We start from the raw sequence: 14,903 nt of genomic DNA on the forward strand, positions 1-14,903 counted from the left end.
TGGACCTCTGGCGACTCCGGCTCACACGCTGAGCGGGCCGAGCCCGTCGAGCAGCCGACGGGTGCAGTGCTCGACCACCGCGGTGCCGAATGCCTTCTGCGCGAGAGCGCCGTTCTGGAAGGCGGCGAGAGCATCGGCGAGGGTAGGCGGCACGGAGGAGCCGCCCACCCTGTGGGACTTGCCGGTCAGTGCCCGCCGGTCAGCTGTCCGGCGAGGCGCTCGTGCATGTCGGCGCTGGGCTCGTTCAGGCCGGTGATGGTGACCTTCTTGCCGCGCTGGGCGTACTTGGTCTCGATCGCGTCCAGGGCGGCGACCGAGGACGCGTCCCAGATGTGGGTGCCGGAGAGGTCGATGACGACGTCGTCGGGATCGTCCTTGTAGTCGAACTGGTGGACCAGGTCGTTGGAGGAGGCGAAGAACAGCTCGCCGGTGACCGAGTAGACGACCTGGGTGCCGTCCGGGTCGGTGACCGAGGTGACGTTGGCCAGATGGGCCACGCGCTTGGCGAAGACGACCATCGCGGTGATGGAGCCGATGACGACGCCGATGGCGAGGTTGCCGGTGGCGACCACGACGATCACCGTGACGACCATGACGACCGTCTCTCCCAGCGGCATGCGCTTGAGGGTCTTCGGGGCGATGGAGTGCCAGTCGAACGTGCCCGCCGACACCATGATCATGACGGCGACGAGGGCGGCCATGGGGATGTCGGAGACGACCGGGCCGAAGACCACACACAGGACCATCAGGAAGGAGCCCGCCAGGAAGGTGGACAGCCGGGTGCGGGCGCCGGACACCTTCACGTTGATCATCGTCTGGCCGATCATCGCGCAGCCGCCCATGCCGCCGAAGAAGCCGGTGACGATGTTGGCGACGCCCTGGCCGATCGCCTCACGGGTCTTGTTGGAGTGGGTGTCGGTGATGTCGTCGACCAGTTTGGCCGTCATCATCGACTCCATCAGTCCCACCAGTGCCATGGCGAGCGCGTACGGGGCGATGACGGTCAGCGTGTGCAGGGTGAAGGGGACGTCCGGCAGGCCCGGCACGGGCAGCGAGGAGGGCAGCTTGCCCTTCTCGCCGACGGTCGGGACGGCGATGCCGGCCGCGACGGTGACCACGGTCAGGATGACGATGGAGACCAGCGGGGCCGGGATCACCTTGGTGACCTTCGGGAAGAACACCATCAGCGCCAGACCGGCGGCGATCAGCGAGTAGACGGGCCAGGGCACGTCGGTCATCTCGGGCACCTGCGCCATGAAGATCATGATGGCGAGGGCGTTGACGAAGCCGACCATCACGCTGCGCGGCACGAACCGCATGAGCTTGGCCACACCCAGCGCGCCCAGGACGACCTGGAAGGCGCCGGCGAGGATGACGGCCGCGACCAGATAGGCGAGGCCGTACTTGTGGTTGAGGGGCGCGATGACCAGGGCGACCGCGCCGGTCGCTGCGGAGATCATGGCCTTGCGGCCGCCGACGATCGAGATGACGACGGCCATGGTGAAGGAGGCGAACAGGCCGACCCTCGGGTCGACCCCGGCGATGATCGAGAAGGAGATGGCCTCCGGGATCAGGGCCAGGGCGACGACCAGGCCGGCCAGCACCTCGGTGCGCAGGACCTTCGGGGAGTCGAGCCAGTCGGGCCTGGACGGGCGGAACCGGGGTGCTGCGGGCAGCAGTGAGGACATGCAACCGTTTCTGTTCAGGGGCACGCGTCACCGGCGGGGTACGCGTCCGCGTCGTACCGACTCCGCACACGTGAAGGAGCGGAGTCCCTCGGCGGCCCGGCCACGTCAGCGGGGCCCAGCCGATCTGCACGGCAGCTGTCCGGCTGCCGGTCGGGCATCATGGCCCGGAAGTCTTCGGACGCCATCGGGGCCTGGTCGGGCCCGCGCCATGGCGGTTCGCTGTCGCCGTCCTCTCGACGGCGGCGGTGAACACGCAGAGACTCTACCCTGGCGTGGCCTGCGCCGGCCTCGCCGCGAACGTGCGTCGGCCACCGCCGACGCGCCGAAGCCGCCCAGCCCCGGGAGACGGTACCGGCGGCAGTCGTGCCCCGGATGGCCCTGGCGACGGTCCTGAAGGTCCCATGGCAGCGCCATGTCGGCGGGGCGAGCCTGGAGGAGGACGGAGCAGGCCAGCGTGTCCGGGTTCGGGAGGCGTCATGGGCGGTGTGGTGGTTGTCGGTGTGGACGGTTCGGCGTCGAGCCTTGCCGCGGTGGAGGCAGCGGCACGGGAGGCACGGCTGCACGATGCCGGGCTGAGGGTGGTGCACGCGTTCATCTGGCCGGCGATGCATGTGCCGCCGGGGCCGTCCCCGCTGGGGCTGCCGGAGGGTGGGATCCGCAACATGGTCGAAGGTCTGGTGGCCGAGGGGGTGGAGCGGGCACGGGAGGTGGCACCCGAGGTGGATGTCTCCCACGCCGTGGTGACGGGTGAGCCCTTGACGGTCCTGGAGGCACAGTCGCGTGCGGCGGAGCTGGTGGTGGTCGGATCCCGGGGGATGAGCGGGTTCGTCGGGCTGCTGGTGGGGTCGACGGCGGTGCATCTGGCGGCGCATGGACGGTGTCCGGTGCTCGTGGTGCACGAGCGGCCGACGGCCGAGGGGCCGATCGTGCTGGGTGTGGACGGTTCGGCCGCGGGCGAGCGGGCGGTGGAGTTCGCCTTCGCCGAGGCCGCGCTGCGCAGAGCCCCGCTGGTGGCCCTGCACGCCTGGACGACGTGGAATGCGCCGCTGCCGACGCCGCAGGATGCCTCCGCGCCGTACGCGAACCCGCCGGGCGCGCTGGCCGGGGAGGAGGGCCGGCTGTTGTCCGAGGCGCTCGCCGGCCATCAGGAGCGGTACCCGGAGGTGGCGGTGGAGCACCAGGTGGTGCACGGCCGGACGCGGGAGGCGTTGATCGAGGCGAGCCGCTCGGCACAGCTGCTGGTGGTCGGCGCCCGCGGGCGGGGTGGGTTCGCCGGGCTGCTGCTGGGGTCGGTCAGCCAGGCTGTCCTGCATCACGCGCACTGCCCGGTCGCGGTCGTGCGGGGTTCCGGTGGGGTCCGCTGACGCGGCCGGGGTACCAGTGCGCCCCGTGCGCGATGCCCATCACGGGCTGGCCGCCCATGAGGTGGTACTGCTGCTGGGCACCGATGCCGAGCGCGGCCTGGAGTCCGCAGAGGCGGCACGGCGTCTGGGGCGGTTCGGGCCCAATGTGCTGCCCGCCGCCACAGGTGGCGGGCTGCTGTGGCGCGTTCTGGGCCAGTTCCACCATCCGCTGATCTACGTCCTCCTCGCTGCCGGTGCGATCACCGCGTCCATGGGCGAGTACGTGGATTCCGCCGTGATTTTTGCTGTTGTGTCGGTCAACGCGCTGGTCGGTTTCGTGCAGGAGTCGAAGGCCGAGGCGGCGCTGGAGAGCCTGCGGTCGATGGTGCGCACCACGGCCCGCGTGATACGCGACGGATATGAGCAGGCGGTGCCTTCGGAGAATCTCGCACCGGGCGATCTGGTGGTGGTGGAAGCCGGTGACAAGGTGCCGGCCGATGTGCGGCTGATGCAGGTGGTGGACCTACGGGTGGACGAGTCGGCGCTGACCGGGGAGTCCGCTCCGGTGGCCAAGGACGAGGTGGTGCTGCACGCGAACACACCGGTGGCCGACCGGCGGAACATGATCCACTCCGGCACTCTGGTGACGGCGGGACGGGGAGTCGGCGTCGCGGTGGCGACCGGCGCGGAGACCGAGCTGGGGGAAATCCATCGCCTGGTGGGAGCCGCGCAGGCGCTGGCCACGCCGCTGACCGCGAAGCTCGCCGCGTTCAGCAAGGCCCTGACCGTGGTGATCCTTGCCCTGGCGGCGCTCACCTTCGCGATCGGTCTGATGCGCGGGCAGGGGGCGGCCCAGACGTTCACCGCCGCGGTGGCCCTGGCGGTGGGTGCGATCCCCGAAGGACTCCCGGCCGCGGTCACCATCACGCTGGCCATCGGGGTGGGCCGGATGGCCAGGCGCCGTGCGGTGATCCGCCGACTGCCCGCGGTGGAGACCCTCGGCAGCACCACGGTGATCTGCTCGGACAAGACCGGCACCCTGACCGAGAACCAGATGACGGTCCAGACGGTGTGCACGCCCGAGGCGGCCTTCACGGTGACCGGCTCCGGCTACGCCCCTGCCGGTACCGTGCAGGACCATGAGGGGAGGGCGGTCACGGCCGAGACGAGCCGAGCGTTGTCGTGGTGTCTGCTGGCCGGGGCGGGCTGCAACGACGCCGCGCTGACCGAGAGGAACGGGCGGTGGGAGGTGGTGGGGGACCCGACCGAAGGGGCGATGCTCGTCGTGGCCGGCAAGGGCGGCCTCACCACCGACGAGATGGGCGAGCGGTATCCCCGGGTCGGCACGATCCCCTTCAGCTCCGAGCGGCAGTACATGGCCACCCTCCACAGCGACCGTGACAGCGGCGATCACATGGTGCTCGTCAAGGGTGCCGTCGAACGGGTCGTCGACCTGTGCTGTGCTCAGATGAGCGCCGACGGCAGCGCCGTTGCGCTGGACCGGGCGGCCGTCCTGGACGCTGCCGAGGATCTGGCCGCCCGGGGGCTGCGGGTCCTGGCCACCGCGGTACTGCTGTCCGCGGACCCGGACCGTTTCGCCGAGCGAGACCTGCACGGCTCCTTGGTGCTGACCGAGTTGCAGGCCATGCTGGACCCGCCGCGGCCGGCCGCGGCCGGCGCGGTCACCGCCTGCCACACCGCCGGTATCACCGTCAAGATGATCACTGGGGACCACGCGGCCACCGCCCGCGCCGTCGCCGGTCGGCTCGGGCTGCTGCCCGGGCCGGTAGAGGGCGGGCGTGGGGACCTGCTCACCGGGGCCGACCTGACGGCGCTGCCCGCCCACGCCTACCCGGAAGCGGTCGGCCGAGCACGCGTCTTCGCCCGGGTCTCCCCCGAGCAGAAGCTCCGGCTGGTCGAGGCTCTGCAGGACCGCGGGCAGGTGGTGGCGATGACCGGTGACGGCGTCAACGACGCCCCGGCCCTGCGCCGGGCCGACATCGGCATCGCCATGGGGCGCGGTGGCACCGAGGTGGCCAAGGACGCCTCCGACATGGTCCTCACCGACGACGACTTCACCACCATCGAGGCCGCCGTCGAAGAAGGCCGCGGCGTCTTCGACAACCTCACCAAGTTCATCGTGTGGACCCTGCCCACCAACATGGGCGAAGGGCTCGTCATTCTGATGGCCGTCCTGCTCGGCACCACCCTGCCGGTCCTGCCCACCCAGATCCTGTGGATCAACATGACCACCGCTGTCGCGCTCGGCCTGATGCTCGCCTTCGAGCCCAAAGAAGCCGGCATCATGCAGCGTCCGCCACGCGACCCGGCCCGGCCGCTGCTCACCGGTGCCCTCGTCAGCCGGATCCTGCTGGTCTCCGTCCTGCTCGTGGCCGGCTCCTGGTGGCTGTTCGCCTGGGAACGCGATACCGGCGCAGAACTGGCCGAAGCACGCACTGCGGCGGTGAACCTGTTCGTCGCCGTCGAACTGCTCTACCTGTTCAGTTGCCGCTCCCTGACCCGCGCCGTGTGGCGCATCGGCCTGCTTTCCAACCGGTGGATCATCGGCGGCGTCCTGACCCAGGCGGCCGGCCAGCTCGCCCTGACCTACGTGCCGGCCATGAACCGTCTCTTCCACACGGCTCCGATCACCGGCCAGGCGTGGCTGCGCGTCCTCGGTATCGCCGTTTTGGCCGCGCTCGTCGTCGCCGCCGAAAAGCACCTGCGCCACCAGGCGATGTAGGGCTCCGAGCCGCGCTCCGTGCCGTACCGGACACGGGGCCCACGGCAGTTGCGCGCTGCGGCGCGGCGGGCGGCCGCGGCCGCCGCGCGCACCGGAGAAGCGGGTGGTCAACCGCCATGTGCTCTCCGAGCAGATGGGCATGCGTCGGTCCTGGGACGACGAGCACGCCCACGCGGCCACCGGGCGGCCGGAGGGGAAGGCCCCGGCGAGATGGAACGGCGTCCCGCGGGCGCCGGTGCGCAGGGTGGCAGACAGAAACGACGATACCCGCGACCCAAATTCGCCCCGGATTCGACCCCGAGGGTTTGTCTAGCCAGTAACACGACATCTGACCTGCGAAAATAGGAGCGGCAGACGAGTCGGGCTGTACGCCGGGTTCTGTTCCGGGGGGTCCTCGCGGGCCCTCCGGCGACGGCCATCCATCTAGGACCGGCGTTGCCGCCGGCCTCGTGCGGTCTACCCGCGGACTCGGGCGGGCAGCCCTCGAACGTCCGCGCAGGAGTCACTTCTCCATATCCTGGAGAAGTGACTCCCTTTTGACCTTGCTCCGGGTGGGGTTTACCTAGCTGCCCAGGTCACCCTGGGCACTGGTGGTCTCTTACACCGCCGTTTCACCCTTACCGAGGACCGAGGTCCCCGGCGGTCTGTTTTCTGTGGCACTGTCCCGCGGGTCACCCCGGGTGGCCGTTAGCCATCACCCTGCCCTGTGGAGCCCGGACGTTCCTCGGGGAGATCCACCAGGACCTCCACGCGGCCGCCCGCCCGGCTCGTCTGCCGTGTCGACCATGGTACCGGGCGTGGGGTGACGCTCGGTGCGGCGGCCGGGCCATCCCGGCTGCGTCAGAGGAAGTCCGCCGTGTCCAGTTCGAAGGCGAACGGCTCCGGAAGGGTGAGCGGTTTACCGAAGGGGAGTGTGCAGTGCTGGCGGTAGTCTTCGCGCTCCGGGGCGCTGAACAGCGTGACCGAGGCGTCGTCGCGGTCGACGAGCAGGTACAGGGGGATGCCTCCGCGGGCGTAGCACCGGCGCTTGGCCTCGCGGTCGGTGCCGGGCCTGGTGGACGTCACCTCCAGGACCATGGCGACGCCGTCGCAGGGCATCCAGGGGCCGGCGCCCCGGTAGAGCCGCAGTTCCGCTGAGGCGAAGGTGCCGTCGGGGATCACGTGGTTCTTCGGGCAGGCGCCCCCGCTGTCCAGTTTCAGGCCCTTGTTCCCGGAGAACTGCATGTCGGTCCGGGCCCGCCTGATCACTTGGCTCACGATCAGGCCGATGCAGTCCTCGTGGTCCCCGTCCGGCGGCGGTGTCACAACGATCTCCCCCTCGATCAGTTCTGCCCGGAAACCCTCCGGTGTGTCCAGGGCGAGAAAGCCCTCCAGCAGGACCTCTTCCTGCGTGAGCGGCTCATGGGCCATGGCAGTCATGTCACGCCCCTCCTTCTGTCGCTCGCCAGACTGGGACATCGGAAGATCACCTGTCCGTGAGGTCGGGAACCGTTCTCTCGATCGTGGCACACGGTCACGCCCGCCGTCAGGGATGCGCGCGGCGAGCCGGTCGCTCGACCCTGTCGCCACGGAGCGGGCGGTGCCCCTCTTCGTGACTACGGACTGCGGCACGCCCCCGCCCCGGCCCCGCGCGACTGGGCACCCCCGCACGGACGCACGGAGGCACGGACGCACGGACTGCGAGTTGAACCTCCCCCGCCGGGGCGCGGACCTCTGCGGGCGGTCCGGGTGGTCTCCTGCCACGTCGGCGGCGCCGACCGTCTCGTCCGGCGATCACGCGGGCGTGAACCGGATCGCCGCCGCTGCCGGAGCGGCCCGGGTGAGCCGGACCCGCAGTCGTTCCCCCAGCGGCAGCGGGGCCGTGCCGCTCTCGACGGGGGCGGCCACCGGGGGCCATTCCACCTGGACGGTGCCGAGGGTGGGATCGTCCTCCTGTACGTCCACCACGCAGCCGTCGAAGACCTCGCCGACGCGGTCCTGGAGCAGGGCGGCCGCGACGGTGTCCAGGCACGCGTTTTCGACCGCGTCGGCCCGGTGGCCTCCCCCGGCCGTCTCCCCGGGGAGCGCGTCGAGCGCCCCGAGGACCCAGTCGGGCGGGGCCCTGTTCGCGACGGCCGCGAGGCAGATCTCCGAGGCGTAGCGGTCGGCGAGGCGGTGCAGCGGCTCCGTGCAGTGGGCGTAGGGCGCGGCGACCGCGGCATGGGTGGTGATGGGCGGCAGCACGCCCTCGCGGAAGACCGTGCAGCCGGCGCCGCGCAGCAGGGTCGTGCACTCCTGGAGGAAGGCCGCGTGAGGGGGCCGATGCGGGTCCAGGGAGCGGATGAGGCGTGCGTAGGAGGCGTGGCGGGGCCAGTCGATGCGCAGGGCGTGCGCGCTGCGGCGCAGCCGGCCGATCGCACCGTCCGGAGCGGCCGGGAGCGTCCACAGCGTTCCGGTGCCGTGGGCGAGCATGAGCGCCGCCGCGGCCATGCCGGTGAGGAGGGAGAGCTGTTCGCTCCATCCCTGGACGGGGAGCGGGGCGCGGTAGGCCAGTTGGTATGTGTGGTCGTGCTCCAGGATGTCCAGTTCGGGCACGGTGAGGGAGATGCCGCCCCGCTCCGCCTCCAGTGCCTCGCGCAGCCGGCCGATGTCCTTCAGGAGGGCGACGGGTTCCTCGGCGGTGCCGCCCTCGATCTCCTTCTGCACGCCGTGGTGGCCGAGTGCCGCGCGGCTGCGTACGAGGGCGCGGCGGATGTCGGTGGCGACGGTGCGGCCGTCCGCGTCGAGGTCGAGGGTCCACAGCACGGCGGGGCGTGTCGCGCCCGGCAGCAGGCTCGCGGCGTCCTCGGCGATCGGGGCCGGGTGCAGCGGGATCCCGCCGTCCGGGAAGCGCAGGGTGGTGACCCGGCGGTGGGCCTCGGAGTCCAGGGCGCCGCCGGGCGGGACGAAGGCGGCGAGGTCGGCGACGGCGTACCGGACGCGGAAACCGCCCGTGCGCCGTGCCAGGTGCAGGGCGTGGCCGCGGCCGGCGGAGGCGGACCGGCCGAGCGTGAAGAAGGGAACGTCGGTGGCGTCGGCGGCGGGCAGGCGCGGCTCCCTGGTGACCCGCTCGGCCTCGGCGAGTACCTCGGCGGGGAAGTCCCCGGGTACCCCGAGTCCGGCGCGCTGCCCGCGCAGCGCGTCCCGCAGCGGGCCCTCGGGGGCGCCGACGACGCGGATGGGACGGCGGGGCATGGTTCGAGCCTAGGGCGGGGCCGGTGGGGCGGCATCCCGACGCCCACCGGGGCCGTACGCTGGCGCGGAGCTCTACTGAAGGAGTACGTGTGCTTGTCCTGCTGCCGCCCTCCGAAGGCAAGGCGCCCTCCGGTCGGGGTGCCCCGCTGAGGCTGGAGTCGCTGTCGTTGCCGGTGCTGACCGCCGCGCGGGAGGCCGTCCTCGACGAACTGGTCGCATTGTGCGGCGGCGACGAGGAGAAGGCGCGCGAGGTGCTGGGGCTCAGCGAGGGCCTGCGCGGTGAGGTCGCCAAGAACGCCGGGCTGCGGACGGCGGGGGCGCGGCCCGCCGGGGAGATCTACACGGGCGTGCTGTACGACGCCCTCGGCCTGGCCTCGCTGGACACGGCGGCCAAGCGTCGCGCGGCCGGTTGCCTGCTGGTGTTCTCGGGACTGTGGGGCGCGGTCCGTGTGACGGACCGCATTCCCTCCTACCGCTGCTCGATGGGCGTGAAGCTGCCGGGCCTCGGGGCGCTGGGCGCGTACTGGCGTGCGCCGATGGCCGCCGTCCTGCCCGAGGCGGCCGGTGACGGCCTGGTGCTGGACCTGCGCTCCTCCGCGTACGCGGCCGCGTGGAAGCCGAAGGGTGAGCTGGCGGGGCGGACGGCCACCGTGCGGGTGCTGCACTCCCGGGTCGTGGACGGGGTGGAGAAGCGGTCGGTGGTCAGCCACTTCAACAAGGCGACGAAGGGGCGGATCGTGCGCGCTCTGCTGGCCGCGGGGGCCGCGCCGAAGGACCCGGCGGAACTGGTGGTGGCGCTGCGGGACCTGGGTCACACGGTGGAGGCGGAGGCACCGGCCAGGGCGGGGAGGGCGTGGTCGCTGGACGTGGTGGTGCCGGAGATCCACTGAGCCCGGTGGACGTCGTGGCGGACGCCGCCGACGCCGTGCCCCTGGCGCGGGCGCCGGTGGCGGCGGGCTGTACCCGGCACTGCCCGACGCCGGCTGGGCGTGCGGGACCTGGATGGTCCCGCGGGACGCGATCGCGGCGCGGGACTGGGCCCGGAGCGAGGGGCCGGCTCGGGAGGCGGCGGCACTGCGCCGTCGACCGTTGACTCAGCGCAGGTGGGACGTGTCGTTGAGAAGGCGGAGGCTGGCGTTGCCGTCCGCGTAGTACGCCACGGCCGTCAGGGACGCCGCGGACAGCTCCATGCGGAACAGGGCCTCCTGGGGTGCGCCGAGGGCCAGGCGGACGAGGGTCTTGATGGGTGTCACGTGGGAGACGAGCAGAACCGTGCGGCCCGCGTGGGCGGCGATGAGGTCGTCCCGCGCGGCGGAGACCCGGCGGGCGACGGCCGCGAAGCTCTCGCCGCCGCCGGTGGGCGCCGCCTCCGGGTCGGCCAGCCAGGCGTCCATGTCGTCCGGGTAGCGCGCGCGGACCTCGGCGAACGTCAGGCCCTCCCAGGCTCCGAAACCGGTCTCGCGCAGCCCGTCCTCGACGCTCACCGCCAGCCCCAGTCGGGCGGCGACGATCCCGGCGGTCTCGCGGCAGCGGCTGAGGGGCGAGGAGACGACAGCCTGGACGGTGCCGCGCACGGCGAGCGCGGCGGCGACGCGTTCGGCCTGGCGCCGACCGGTGTCGGACAGGGCCGGGTCGCCGCCGTCGCTGCCGGAAAACCGCTTGAGCGGGGTGAGGGGGGTCTCACCGTGCCGCAGCAGGACGAAGGTGGTCGGGGCGCCGAGGTCGGGCGGGACGGAGGCGACATGACGGGCGGCCCGGACGTCGGCACGGGCACGCTCCACGGGGGCACGCTCCACCGGGGCACTCCCCACGGGGGCAACCGCGCCCGGGCGAACGGAACCCGCACCGCCGGTCCCCGCAAGAGCCGCCCCGGCACGCGCGGCGCCCTGCGTCCCGGCCGCCGGTCCGGGCACCACCTCACCCGGCGTACGCGGCCCATCCGGGGTACCCGCCTCACCCGGCGTACGCGGCCCATCCGGGGTACCCGCCCCGCCCGGCGTACCCGGCCCCGCGGCGGCCACCCCGGCGGTCACCGCTCCCTCGCCCGCCCCCACCGGCACCGGACCGCCGGCCACCGCCAGAGCCGCCCGCGCACGTGCGGCCCCGGCGCGCGCATCGCCCGGTGGGCCGGACGGCTCGGGGACCGTCACGACCCGGGTGCCCGGCTCCCCGGCGGGCCGGGAGGCACTCCACCGCTCACCCCGGCTCCCCGCGTCCATCGCCTCGTTGGCCAGCCGGTCCGCGTGCTTGTTGTGCTCGCGCGGGATCCACTCGTAGGTGACCCGTGCGGCGGGGAAGACGGCGGCGGCCCGCATCGCCAGCGGTTTCATGTCCGGGTGCTTGATCTTCCAGCGGCCCGACATCTGCTCCACGACCAGCTTGGAGTCCATGCGGACGTGCACCCGCCCGGTGGGGTCCAGCTCGTGGGCCGCGCGCAACCCGGCCAGCAGTCCGCGGTACTCGGCGACGTTGTTCGTGGCGACGCCGATGAACTCGGCGCGCTCCACCAGCGGTTCGCCCGTGGCAGCGTCCCGCACCACACAGCCGTAGCCCGCGGGCCCCGGGTTGCCCCGGGACCCGCCGTCGGCCTCGACGATGAACTCCCGCACGCCGTACGCCTCTTACAGACCGGACTCGTTGGTGCGCACCAGGATGCGGCGGCAGTTCTCGCAGCGGACGACCGTGTCGGGTGCCGCCGCGCGGATCTCGTTCAGCTCGGTGATCGCCAGCTCCTGGCGGCAGCCCTGGCAGGTGCGCTGGTAGAGCTTGGCCGCGCCGATGCCGCCCTGCTGCTCGCGCAGCCTGTCGTAGAGCTTCAGCAGGTCCGCGGGCACCGAACCCGCGATGACCTCGCGTTCCTTGGTCACCGAGGCCATCTCGCCGTCGATCTCCTCGAAGGCCGCGTCCCGGCGCGCCGTGGCGTCGTCGATCTTCGACTGCACCGACGCGACCCGCCCGGTCAGCTCGCCGACCCGCTCCTGCGCGGACTCGCGGCGCTCCATCACCTCCAGGACCACGTCCTCCAGGTCGCCCTGCCGCTTGGCGAGCGAGGCGATCTCGTGCTGGAGGTTCTCCAGGTCCTTCGGGGAGGTGACCGCGCCGGAGTCGAGGCGCTGCTGGTCGCGGGCGGCGCGCTGGCGCACCTGGTCCACGTCCTGCTCCGCCTTGGTCTGTTCGCGGGCGCAGTCGCTCTCCTCGGTCTGCGCGGCCACCAGCAGATCGCGCAGCTGCGTGAGGTCCTTGGTCAGCGACTCGATCTCGGCGTGCTCGGGCAGGGACCTCCGACGGTGCGCGAGCTGCTGGAGGCGTACGTCCAGGGCCTGGACGTCGAGGAGTCGGATCTGGTCGGCGGACGCGGCGTTCAGTTGGGGGCTCCAGGAGGATCGGAGGGGGCGCGCGAGGCGCTCTCTGCAGGGGCGGTGGTGGGCGACGAAGGGGAAGAGGCGTGCGCGGCGCTCGTTGGAAGGACGGTGGCGGACGCCGCGTGGGCGGTCCAGGGGTCGGTGACCGTCGTCGAGACGTGGACGCGCAGGTCCCATCCGTGCCGGTCGGAGATCTCGTCGAGCTGGGATGCGGCCAGCTCGCACCAGGGCCACTCGGTGGCCCAGTGCGCCGCGTCGAGCAGCGCGAGAGGGCGGTGGGCGTGAGCGGCCATGAACTCGGACGCCGGGTGGTGGCGCAGGTCCGCGGTGAGGAAGGCGTCGACGCCGGCCGCCCGGACGTCGTCGAAGAGGCTGTCGCCGGAACCGCCGCTGACGGCGACCGTGCGGACGGGCGCGTCGGGGTCGCCGGCGACGCGGATGCCCTGCGCGGTGGCGGGCAGCCGTTCGGCGGCGCGGGCGGCCAGCTCGCGGACGGTCAGCGGGTGGTCGAACTCGCAGACGCGGCCGAGGCCCCGGCGGCCGTCCGGGTCGGTCGGGTCCGGTACGAGGGGGCGCACGACCCTGAGGTCGAGCGCGCCGGCGAGGGCGTCGCTGACGCCGGGGTCGGCGCGGTCGGCGTTGGTGTGGGCGACGTGGAGCGCGATGTCGTTCTTGATGAGGGTGTGTACGACACGGCCCTTGAAGGTGGAGGCCGCCACCGTCGTCGTACCGCGCAGGTAGAGCGGATGGTGGGTGACCAGCAGATCCGCGCCCAGCTTCACCGCCTCGTCGACGATCTCCTGTACGGGGTCGACGGCGAAGAGGACCCGGGAGACCTCCTGGCCGGGGTCGCCCACGACCGTGCCGACCGCGTCCCAGGACTCGGCCCGCTCGGCGGGCCACAGGGTTTCCAGCGCGGCGATGACTTCAGACAGACGGGGCACGGGGAAAAGGCTACCTGCCCCGGGTCCGTGTCCCACCGGTCACGGGCCATTCGCCCAGGCAGGGAGGGGACGGACGGCACGGGGGTGCGCGACGGCGGGCCGTGCGCCCCCTCCTGCAGCACATCCGCCCCCGTTCTTCGGACAAACCGTGGGACGAACACCCTTATGTGTGAAGCAGCGGCTCGCCGATGCCACGCCCGTGCGTACGAAAACTAGCTTCGTTGCGGGAGGTGACCGAACGATGACGGCCTGTGCCTTCATGACCGCCACGGAGAACGGGAACGACTGGGCGGCCCGACCCGGATGCGTGATCACCGCGGACGGTACCTACGCGGCGCGCCTCGCCCTGGACGGCGATTCCTGGTACCCCGAGCGCTGGACCCTGGCCGGCCCCGAACCGTACGCCGTGCCGCTGCCGGGCAACCAGCCGGAGGAACCCGGCACCGAAGTACAGCCGATGGCCGACGGACGGGTGCTGATCCACCGCGTCGCGGACGGGCGGCACACGTTCTCGCTGCTCTACCCGACGGGGCCCGGGACGGGGGAACTGCCGCTGGGCGCGGTGGAGTGCCCCGGGGAGGGAACGCGGCTGCGGCTGCTGCCGCCCGCGCCGACCGGGGACCGCGCGTTCGCGCTCGCGGCGGGCCGGGAGTCGACGACGGTGTGGCTCGTGTCGGGCGGGGCCTTCGGGCCGGAGCGCCTGGCGGAGGTGCCGGGCCGGTGCTCGGGCGGGGTGTGGCTGGACCGTACGGGCCGGCTGCTGGCCCTGGACCGCACACCGGAGGGGGGTCCCACCAAGACGGTGGTGGTGGATCTGGCACGGGGCGGTGAGATGTCGCCCCTGCTGCAGATCGCGGACGGCAGCGACGACCGTCTGGTGCTCGCGGACCCGGACAGCGGGCTGCTGCTGATCCGGTCCGACGCGCCGTCACCGGGCCGCCACCGGCTGGGGTGGGGGGTGATGGGCAGCACGCGGCCGGTGCGTTTCCCCGAGTGCCTGCTGCTGGACTGCCCGGCGACGCCGTTCGCGATCCAGCCGGGGAACGCGCTGATGCCGGAGAGCTGCGCGGTGGCGCTGCGGATCGACGGGCCGGCGGGCACCTGGGTCGCGGTGTGGCGGCCCGTGGACCGCCGGATCCACCATCTCGCGCCGCCTGCGGGCTGGTTGACCGGGGCGGGGCTGTGGACGCGGGATGGGGTGCTGCGGCTGCCGTACACGACCGGCGTCGTGCGGTGCGGGGTGGCGCGGCTGGAGCCGGCCGGGCGGCCGGCGGCGCTGCCCGCGGCGCTGCCCGCGGTACTGCCCGCGGCTCTGCCCACGGTGCGGGAGGCCGCCGAGGGGCCGGTCCCGGGGTTCGCGAAGCAGGAGGCGGCGCGGCCGGTGCCGCTGCGGGAGGCGCCGTTGCGGGGGCCCACGGTGCGGGAGGTGGCGCCCCTGGCGAGGTTCTTCGCGGCGCGGCGCCCCTTGAAGATGCCCGCGGAGATGCCCGCGGAGGTGCCCGCGGACGGTGAAGGGCACGGCGACGCGCGCGGCACGAGGGCCTCGGCCGCCGAGACGACTGTCACCACCGCCCGTTAGACTCACCCGGCTGTAGGAAGGATCATGTTGA

Annotated in this window: 11 protein-coding genes and 1 other RNA gene; 4 read left to right on the plus strand and 8 right to left on the minus strand. The window is 72.9% G+C overall.

Annotated features, from left to right (window positions below; translation table 11 throughout):
• Positions 1-21: 21 nt before the first annotated feature.
• Both ACFSL4_RS17305 and ACFSL4_RS17310 read right to left on the minus strand, forming a co-directional pair.
• On the minus strand, positions 22-153 hold the full coding sequence (locus ACFSL4_RS17305; RefSeq protein ID WP_381083621.1) for a hypothetical protein: 132 nt from the start codon (positions 151-153) through the stop codon (positions 22-24).
• 32 nt (positions 154-185) lie between these two features.
• Positions 186-1,688 (minus strand): SulP family inorganic anion transporter, encoded by a 1,503-nt coding sequence (locus ACFSL4_RS17310; RefSeq protein WP_381083489.1) that lies wholly within the window; start codon positions 1,686-1,688, stop codon positions 186-188.
• Between the two features lie 476 nt (positions 1,689-2,164).
• Here ACFSL4_RS17310 and ACFSL4_RS17315 point away from each other — a divergent pair, with 476 nt between their 5' ends.
• Positions 2,165-3,052, plus strand: coding sequence for a universal stress protein (locus ACFSL4_RS17315; RefSeq protein ID WP_381083491.1), 888 nt, complete (start codon positions 2,165-2,167; stop codon positions 3,050-3,052).
• 25 nt (positions 3,053-3,077) lie between these two features.
• Positions 3,078-5,774, plus strand: coding sequence for a cation-transporting P-type ATPase (locus tag ACFSL4_RS17320; RefSeq protein ID WP_381083493.1), 2,697 nt, complete (start codon positions 3,078-3,080; stop codon positions 5,772-5,774).
• A 351-nt stretch (positions 5,775-6,125) separates the two neighbouring features.
• Here ACFSL4_RS17320 and rnpB read toward each other — a convergent pair.
• The 3 genes from rnpB to ACFSL4_RS17335 all read right to left on the minus strand — a co-directional run bounded on the left by rnpB (position 6,126) and on the right by ACFSL4_RS17335 (position 8,987).
• Positions 6,126-6,544: RNase P RNA component class A (gene rnpB / locus ACFSL4_RS17325), an RNA gene on the minus strand.
• A 70-nt stretch (positions 6,545-6,614) separates the two neighbouring features.
• Complete coding sequence (locus tag ACFSL4_RS17330) at positions 6,615-7,184, minus strand: Uma2 family endonuclease (RefSeq protein WP_381083615.1); 570 nt, start codon at positions 7,182-7,184, stop codon at positions 6,615-6,617.
• Positions 7,185-7,547: 363 nt separating this feature from the next.
• Complete coding sequence (locus tag ACFSL4_RS17335) at positions 7,548-8,987, minus strand: RNB domain-containing ribonuclease (RefSeq protein ID WP_381083495.1); 1,440 nt, start codon at positions 8,985-8,987, stop codon at positions 7,548-7,550.
• Between the two features lie 89 nt (positions 8,988-9,076).
• Here ACFSL4_RS17335 and yaaA point away from each other — a divergent pair, with 89 nt between their 5' ends.
• The gene (gene yaaA / locus ACFSL4_RS17340; RefSeq protein ID WP_381083497.1) at positions 9,077-9,877 is read left to right on the plus strand and encodes a peroxide stress protein YaaA; all 801 of its coding nucleotides are present in this window, start codon (positions 9,077-9,079) and stop codon (positions 9,875-9,877) included.
• Positions 9,878-10,081: 204 nt separating this feature from the next.
• Here the strand turns inward: yaaA and ACFSL4_RS17345 are convergent, their stop codons facing one another.
• From ACFSL4_RS17345 to ACFSL4_RS17355, 3 genes are read right to left on the minus strand one after another with little or no spacing between them, the layout of a single operon-like run.
• Positions 10,082-11,596, minus strand: a complete 1,515-nt coding sequence (locus ACFSL4_RS17345; protein WP_381083499.1) for a bifunctional RNase H/acid phosphatase — start codon at positions 11,594-11,596, stop codon at positions 10,082-10,084.
• Between the two features lie 12 nt (positions 11,597-11,608).
• Positions 11,609-12,352, minus strand: a complete 744-nt coding sequence (locus ACFSL4_RS17350) for a zinc ribbon domain-containing protein (RefSeq protein ID WP_381083617.1) — start codon at positions 12,350-12,352, stop codon at positions 11,609-11,611.
• Positions 12,349-13,293, minus strand: coding sequence for a Nif3-like dinuclear metal center hexameric protein (locus ACFSL4_RS17355; protein ID WP_381083501.1), 945 nt, complete (start codon positions 13,291-13,293; stop codon positions 12,349-12,351). Before ACFSL4_RS17355 ends, ACFSL4_RS17350 begins: the two co-directional genes overlap by 4 nt.
• A 241-nt stretch (positions 13,294-13,534) precedes the next feature.
• Here ACFSL4_RS17355 and ACFSL4_RS17360 point away from each other — a divergent pair, with 241 nt between their 5' ends.
• Complete coding sequence (locus ACFSL4_RS17360) at positions 13,535-14,872, plus strand: hypothetical protein (protein ID WP_381083503.1); 1,338 nt, start codon at positions 13,535-13,537, stop codon at positions 14,870-14,872.
• Positions 14,873-14,903: the final 31 nt, after the last annotated feature.

The organism is Streptomyces caeni (assembly GCF_042678285.1).
In the GTDB taxonomy this organism is placed as follows: Bacteria; Actinomycetota; Actinomycetes; order Streptomycetales; family Streptomycetaceae; genus Streptomyces; species Streptomyces caeni.

Coding starts and splice junctions, on each gene's coding strand:
- ACFSL4_RS17315 (WP_381083491.1), top strand. CDS start 2,165: ATGGGCGGTGTGGTGGTTGTCGGTGTGGACGGTTCGGCGTCGAGCCTT.
- ACFSL4_RS17330 (WP_381083615.1), bottom strand. CDS start 7,184: ATGGCCCATGAGCCGCTCACGCAGGAAGAGGTCCTGCTGGAGGGCTTT.
- ACFSL4_RS17335 (WP_381083495.1), bottom strand. CDS start 8,987: ATGCCCCGCCGTCCCATCCGCGTCGTCGGCGCCCCCGAGGGCCCGCTG.
- ACFSL4_RS17310 (WP_381083489.1), bottom strand. CDS start 1,688: ATGTCCTCACTGCTGCCCGCAGCACCCCGGTTCCGCCCGTCCAGGCCC.
- ACFSL4_RS17360 (WP_381083503.1), top strand. CDS start 13,535: ATGACGGCCTGTGCCTTCATGACCGCCACGGAGAACGGGAACGACTGG.